This window comes from Amycolatopsis sp. CA-126428, from assembly GCF_002904335.1.
In the GTDB taxonomy this organism is placed as follows: Bacteria; Actinomycetota; Actinomycetes; order Mycobacteriales; family Pseudonocardiaceae; genus Amycolatopsis.
Genome location: NZ_PPHF01000020.1, coordinates 21,394 through 27,393 on the forward strand (window position 1 = coordinate 21,394; position 6,000 = coordinate 27,393).

6 protein-coding genes are annotated in these 6,000 nt (G+C 70.4%); 5 read left to right on the top strand and 1 reads right to left on the bottom strand.

Going from position 1 to position 6,000, the window contains the following annotated elements; translation table 11 throughout:
* Positions 1 to 565: 565 nt before the first annotated feature.
* From C2L58_RS05345 to C2L58_RS05365, 5 genes are all read left to right on the top strand, one after another.
* Entirely contained in the window at positions 566 to 1,543 is a 978-nt protein-coding gene (locus tag C2L58_RS05345; protein ID WP_103336331.1) for an ABC transporter substrate-binding protein, read from the top strand.
* Positions 1,544 to 1,781: 238 nt separating this feature from the next.
* A complete protein-coding gene (locus C2L58_RS05350) occupies positions 1,782 to 2,588 on the top strand; it encodes an ABC transporter ATP-binding protein (RefSeq protein ID WP_103336333.1) in 807 nt (268 codons plus the stop codon).
* Positions 2,581 to 3,288: an ABC transporter ATP-binding protein gene (locus C2L58_RS05355; RefSeq protein WP_103336334.1), complete on the top strand. Its 708-nt coding sequence runs from the start codon at positions 2,581 to 2,583 to the stop codon at positions 3,286 to 3,288. The genes C2L58_RS05350 and C2L58_RS05355 overlap by 8 nt, the downstream gene beginning before the upstream one ends.
* Before the next feature lie 24 nt (positions 3,289 to 3,312).
* Entirely contained in the window at positions 3,313 to 4,164 is an 852-nt protein-coding gene (locus tag C2L58_RS05360; protein WP_103336336.1) for a branched-chain amino acid ABC transporter permease, read from the top strand.
* Positions 4,161 to 5,222 (top strand): branched-chain amino acid ABC transporter permease, encoded by a 1,062-nt coding sequence (locus C2L58_RS05365; RefSeq protein WP_103336337.1) that lies wholly within the window; start codon positions 4,161 to 4,163, stop codon positions 5,220 to 5,222. Before C2L58_RS05360 ends, C2L58_RS05365 begins: the two co-directional genes overlap by 4 nt.
* A 5-nt stretch (positions 5,223 to 5,227) precedes the next feature.
* Here C2L58_RS05365 and C2L58_RS05370 read toward each other — a convergent pair whose 3' ends face one another.
* Complete coding sequence (locus tag C2L58_RS05370) at positions 5,228 to 5,863, bottom strand: IS110 family transposase (protein WP_103336339.1); 636 nt, start codon at positions 5,861 to 5,863, stop codon at positions 5,228 to 5,230.
* Positions 5,864 to 6,000 lie beyond the last annotated feature (137 nt).

The window sequence follows — 6,000 nt, forward strand, 5'->3', positions numbered from 1 at the left end:
CGACCCGCCATTCGTTGTCCCGCAAGTGGTTTCCGTGGATGAGCCGATCAGCCCGCAGTGGGTACGGCCGTTCGGCCCTATGGTGGCTGCCGCGGTGAATGCGGGCTTTCCGTTCGGTCCGGCGGCACTTCAACGGCCCGGTGTCCGGCATATGGCGTGAATCCGGAATGGTTCGTCCGCGGTGAACGGAAATTGTCAGATAATTGATTTCGCGGTCGCATGATCGATGACGCACGGGATGCTCCGCGATTCGGTGGCGTCCACTTTCGGAGATCGCGACCGCTTCGGTGTCGCGGTCCGGCGGCTCGAACCCGGCCGCGGTGGCTGTCACCTGGGGTGGCAAGATCACGAAACCCGGCAGCTCGACGTCGGTTTCTTTCCGTCTGCTCCGGCAGCCCTGTCAGTGGGTTACGCGTTCCGCCCTTGTCACTCTTTCGCGTGAACATGACGTGACGTATTTCTCGGCAACACATTTGCGACCCGGGAAATCGTCATCTACAGTCCGGCTGATCACGGCCGACCGAGCCGTATTCCGTGATCCCCATAATCTTCTCCGAGGAGTGGCATGCTTCATCGCGCCTCGACACGCCGGCTCGCCGTGCTCACCCTGGTCGCCGTCCTGCTGACCGGGTGCAGCCAGCTCAAGGGCTCCTCCACCGCCGGTGCCGTCGAAAAGCCGTCGATCCGGGTGGCGATCCTCACCACCGTCGACCTCGCGCCGCTGTGGCTCGCCCAGGAGGGCGGGTACTTCAAGGCCGAGGGGCTCGACGTGCAGACCGACGTCGGCACCAGCGGCCAGGAGACGCTGAGCCGGATGACGAGCGGCCAGGACGACATCGCGCTGTCCACCTACACCCTGTTCTTCCTGGCCAAGAGCAGCGGCAGCGCGGACGTGAAGCTGGTGACCGACGGCACCTCGGCGAGCCCGCGCAGCAACGAGGTCGTCACCGTGCCGAACTCGCCGGTGAAGACGGTGCGCGACCTCGAGGGCAAGCGGATCGCCATCAGCTCGAAGAACGCCGCTTCGGACGTGCTGACCCGGTCGGTGATGCGCGACCACGGCGTCGACCCCGGCAAGGTGCAGTGGGTCCCGATGCCGCTGACGGAGATGAGCGGTGCCCTCGCGCAGGGCCGGATCGACGCGGCCTACCAGCCGGAACCGTTCCTGACCCAGGCCGCGCGGACCGCCGGCGCGTACCCGGTCATCGACGCCGCCAGCGGCAGCACCCAGAACTTCCCCCTCACCGGCTACGGCGCCACCGCCAAGTGGGTCCAGGACCACCCGAAGACGCTGCGGGCGTTCCAGCGCGCGATGCTCAACGCCACCCGCGCCGCGGTCGACCGGGCCCGGATCGAACCGCTCGTCGTCCGCAACGCCAAGGTGGACCAGGACGTCGCCAGCCTGATGGTGATGCCCGCCTTCGGGTCCTCGCTGGACGCCCGCCGCATCCAGCGGGTGCCGGACCTGCTGCAGCAGCTGGGCGTGGTCCAGACGAAGCTCGACGCCTCGTCGATGATCGCCCCGCAGAGCGGCAACGGCTGAGCCGGCGCCCGATCACTGCAGGGGCGGGTGCGCGAAAGCGCACCCGCCCCTTCTTTCGTGCCACAGCCGGACTGTGAGAACTTTCCCCGACCGGCGGGGATGCTGAAATTTTCGGACCGCCCGACCCCGGTCCGGTTTCGGTGATTCGCACCTTGACACGACCGCCGCCGCAGCCCACCCTCTTCATACCGACCGCGCGGTACGACGTTGTCCACATGGTGGGATAGGAGAGTCATCGATGACGGTTCCCGGTGAGGCAGTGCCCGGTGAAGACCTGCTCGTGGTCGACGGCCTCACCGTGCGCTTCGGCGGTCTCACCGCCCTGCACGACGTCCACCTCAGCGTCGACGCCGGCACCGTCGTCGGGGTCATCGGCCCCAACGGCGCGGGCAAGACGACGCTGTTCAACGTCATCTGCGGGTTCGTCCGGCCCCAGGCGGGCCGCGTGCTGTGGCGGGGACGCCCGCTGGTCCGGCACCGCCCCGAGCACCTCGCCCGGCTCGGGATCGTCCGGACGTTGCAGGGCCTCGGCCTGTTCCCCGGCCTGACCGTCCTCGAGAACGTGCTGGCCGGCGCGGGCCGGCACGCCCGGACCGGCCTGCTCCCGGCCCTCGCCGGTGCGGGCCGTTCGGCGCGCGACGAAGCCGAGCTGGCCGGGCGGGCCCGCGAAACCCTCGGCGAACTCGGGATCGCCGACCTGGCCGGCCGGCTGCCCGGCGTGCTGCCCTACGGCGTGCGAAAACGCGTGGCGCTCGCGCGGGCCCTGGTGGCCGAACCCGACCTGCTGCTGCTCGACGAACCCGCGAGCGGGCTGTCGTCCGGCGAACTCGCCGAACTGTCGACGTTGATCGTCTCCCTGCGCCGGCAGATGGCGGTCGTGCTCGTCGAACACCACATGGACCTGGTCATGGAGGTCTGCGACCGCGTGGTGGTGCTCAACTTCGGCGAGGTGATCGCGGCGGGCACCCCGGCCGAGGTCCAGGCCGACCCCCGCGTGGCCGAGGCCTACCTCGGCGACGCGTGCGAGGAGGCGCCCGGTGCTTGAGATCGAAGACCTCTCCGTGGCCTACGGCGCGGTCCGCGCGCTCGACGGTGTCGGGATCACCGTCGAACGCGGGGGCATCACCGCCGTGCTCGGCGCGAACGGTGCCGGGAAGACCACGTTGCTGCGCACCATCGGCGGCCTGCTGCCTGCCCGTGGGGGCCGGATCCGATGGGACGGCAGGGAACTCACCGGGCTGGCGCCCGACCGGATCGCGCGCGGCGGGGTCGCGCACGTGCCCGAAGGCGGCGGGGTCATCACCGAACTGACCGTCGACGAGAACCTCCGGCTGGGCGCGCTGTGGCGGCGGGACCGCGCCGACCGGGCGGCCGCGCGCCGGGAAATGTACGAGCTTTTCCCCGCACTGGCGGAACGTTCGGCGAAACCCGCCTCGACGCTCTCCGGCGGCGAACGGCAGATGCTGGCCATCGGCCGCGCCCTGATGAGCCGGCCGTCGCTGCTGCTGCTCGACGAACCGTCGCTCGGCCTCGCGCCGCTCATCACCGCCCGGATCATGGGCATCCTGCGCGACCTGCGGGCCACCACCGGCCTCACCGTCGTGCTCGTCGAGCAGAACGCGCACTCCGCGCTGTCCATCGCCGACCGCGGGTACGTCCTCGCGCTCGGCCGGGTCGTGGCCGTGGACACCGCCGCGGAACTCCTGGCCGACGACGGCCTCCGCCACGCCTACCTGGGTTTCTGAACTACTGGAGGTGAGTGGTCCGGTATGCAGGACTTCTTCGATCTGACCCTCGGCGGGATCTCGGCCGGCGCGGTGTACGCGGCGCTCGGGCTCGCCCTGGTCATCATCTACCGGGCCACCCGGGTGGTGAACTTCGCGCAACCCGCCCTCGCGTTGATCTCGACCTACCTCGCGTACTCGGTGACGAAGGCGACGGGCAGCTACTGGCTCGGGTTCGCCGTCGCGATCGTCGCCGGGACCGTGCTGGGCGTCGCCACCGAGCGGCTGCTCATCCGGCCGCTGCGGCACCGCTCCGAGCTCAGCTCGATCATCGTCACGCTCGGCCTCCTGCTGGTGCTGCAGGCGGTCGCGGGCATGATCTGGTCCAACGAGCCGCTGGCGTTCCCGTACGCCTTCGACTTCCGCGGCCGGTTCTCCGCCAACGACCTGTTCGTCGTGCTCGTCGTCGTCGCCATCGCCGCGCTGGTCCTGGTGGTGTTCAAGTACACACCGCTGGGGCTGCGGATGCGCGCGGCCGCGTTCGCCCCCGAAGTGGCGCGGACGCTCGGCGTGCGGGTCGGGCTGATGCTCACCGCCGGCTGGGGACTGGCCGCGGCCGTCGGCTCGCTGGCCGGGCTGCTCGCCACGCCGCCGTTCCTCTTCCCGAACGTGCTGGACGGCGTCTTCGTCTACGCGCTCACCGCGGCGGTGCTCGGCGGCCTCGACAACCCGCTGGGCACCATCGCCGGCGGGTTCGTCCTCGGCGTCGGACTGTCCTATGTGTCCGGATACTTCGGACCGGAGATGGTGACGATCGCCGCGCTGGCCATCCTGGTGGTGGTGCTGACACTGCGGCCCAGCGGGTTGTTCGGCCGGGCCAAGGTGAGGCGGGTATGAGCGTGCGCACGGAACTCCCCGAAACCCGCGTGGAAACGCCGAAGCGGCGCGGCACGCTGCCACCGCTGCTCGTCCACGCGCTGGCCGCGCTGGGTGCGCTCGCCGTGATCGTGCTGCTGACCCTCGTCACCGACGAGTTCACCAACCTGCGCATCGCGACGATCGGCTACTACCTGGTCGCGGTGGCCGGGCTGACCCTGCTGACCGGCCTCACCGGCCAGGTTTCGCTGGGGCACGGCGCGTTCATGTTCATCGGCGCCTACACGGTGGCGCTGCTGGTCCGCCGGGTGCCGTCGTTCCCGCTGTGGGCCGACCTGCTGCTCGCGTCGGTCGCCGGCGGCCTGGCCGGGCTGCTGGCCGGCGCGGCGGCGGCCCGGCTGCGCGGCCCGTACCTCGCCGGGGCGACGCTGGCTTTGGCCGTCGGACTGCCCGCGCTCACTCGGAAGTTCCCCGACTTCCTGGGCGGCAGCAACGGGTTGAGCTTCACCGTCCACAGCAGACCGGCCGGCGTCGGCGTCCCGGAACTGCGCTGGCAGACCTGGATCGTCTGGCTCAGCGTGCTGCTGGCGCTGGTGCTGGTGGTCAACATCGTCCGCGGCCGGCTCGGGCGGGACTTCCGCGCGGTCCGCGACGACGAGGTCGCCGCCGCGCTGAGCGGGATCCCCGTCGGGCGAACGAAGATCCTCGCCTTCCTGGTCAGCGCGGTGTGCGGCGGCCTCGCCGGTGGCCTGCAGGCGTTCCTGCTCGGCACCGCCGCGCCCGGCTCGTTCACGCCCGCGCTGTCGCTGAGCCTGCTGGCCGCGGTGGTGCTGGGCGGCCTCGGGTCGCTGTGGGGCGCGCTGTGGGGCGCGGTCGCGCTCGTGTACTTCCAGGCCTGGTCCGAGGACCTCGCCGACGTCCTGCACCTGAACACCGACGTGGCCAACAACCTCCCGCTCGCGGTGTACGGCGTGATCCTCATCGTCGTCGTGCTCGCCTTCCCGCGGGGCATCCAAGGCGGCTTCCACCGGCTTGGCGTCCTCCTCCGTCGATCCGCGAAGCAGAAGGAGTCTCAATGATCGTGTCAAGCAGTAGCTGTGGTTGTGACCGGTGGTGAGGGATGGAATTCGCGGCCGTCGCGCAGCAGTGCCCAGATGACGTCGACCAGGCGGCGGGCCAGGGCGATCAGAGCCTGGGTGTGCCGCTTCCCTTCCTCGCGTTTGCGCCGGTAGAAGGATCGGGATGGGCTGTCGGGGCGTTTGATCGCGGACAGGGCGGCCAGGTAGAACACCCGGCGCAGCCCGCGGTGGTAGCGGTGGGGGCGGTGCAGGTTGCCCCGCACCCGTCCGGAGTCTCGGGGTACCGGCGCGAGACCGGCGTAGGCGGCCAGGTGCCCGGAGCTGCGGAACGTTTCGGCGATCGTGCGGGAGTCCTTGGCGTCGGTTTTGCCTTCACCGGCGAACGCGCCGGCCATCCGGTTGACCAACCGGCCCGGCACATACAGCACCGGCTGCCCGGTCGCGCGCAGCAACGCGATCAGCAACCCAGCGGGGCCGGAGGTCATGTCCACCGCCCACACCACCCCGCCGGTGGCTTTCGCGGTGGTCCGGGCGATCAGCTGCTCGATCGCGGCCTGGCCGTTGGCCACCTTCCGCGAAAACACGATCCTGCCGGACTGATCCACCGCGCACGCGTGATGGAAGCCCTTGCCGACATCGATCCCGACTCACACCTTGCTTGCGGCCACCCGGCCCGTCCTCCTGTCTTCCCAGCTCAAACCCCATAGACGACCCGCCGGCATCTCCATAAACAGCGACCAAGCGCAGATCTCAATCAGCGGCCAGGGCGTCCAGAACG